Source organism: Ruminococcus sporogenes, from assembly GCF_054655175.1.
On the sequence record NZ_BAAHOA010000045.1, the window covers coordinates 1 to 613 of the forward strand.

At 40.8% G+C, this 613-nt stretch carries 1 protein-coding gene; it reads right to left on the reverse strand.

All coding sequences use genetic code 11. The features are described 5' to 3' along the window. Nucleotides 1-124 precede the first annotated feature (124 nt). On the reverse strand, nt 125-613 hold a 489-nt coding region (locus ACYQ0N_RS15380), incomplete at its 5' end, for a serine/threonine protein phosphatase (RefSeq protein ID WP_460163191.1).

Genomic DNA, 613 nt, shown 5'->3' on the forward strand with positions numbered 1-613 from the left:
GCATATGATAAGGAAATCCCTTATACTCCACAGCCACAGCCTTGATCCGGCTTTCATATTCTGGGGATAGATATATGTTTTTTTCATACTTTCTCCTTTCGGGTATTAAAAAATCCGCTGCAAATCAGCGGATTTTTAATTTTTCAATGTCATCAAACATAAACTGAAGCTTATCTGTTCTTTTGCGGATATGATAATGACCGCAGTACCATTTTTTATAGTCTGTAATTTCTTCAATATGATCCAGCCATTCCTCTGTGCTTGTATCAACCGTTTTCTGATTTACACAGCTTAGAAAAGCCTCCGCAGGCTGATATTTTAACGGACAGGTATGACTAAGAACAATATTTATAGGATTGTCTTTCAGTACAGCCTCTGTTTTTCTTTTTATTTCTTCCGACGGCTGCTCGTCATCCCACCAGCCGTATCCCTTCATAAGCCTGTATCCCTTATCTACGCTGTAAGCTCCGCCTATTACGAGACATTTCAGTCCGTCCAGGTCATATATTTCTCCGTCGGCTGCAAACAGCAGATTCGGATACTTGCTTTCTTTGTATACAATTCCGCCGTTCCATATTATCTGCTCATAGTCCGGCAGCTTCTGAGGACGCAT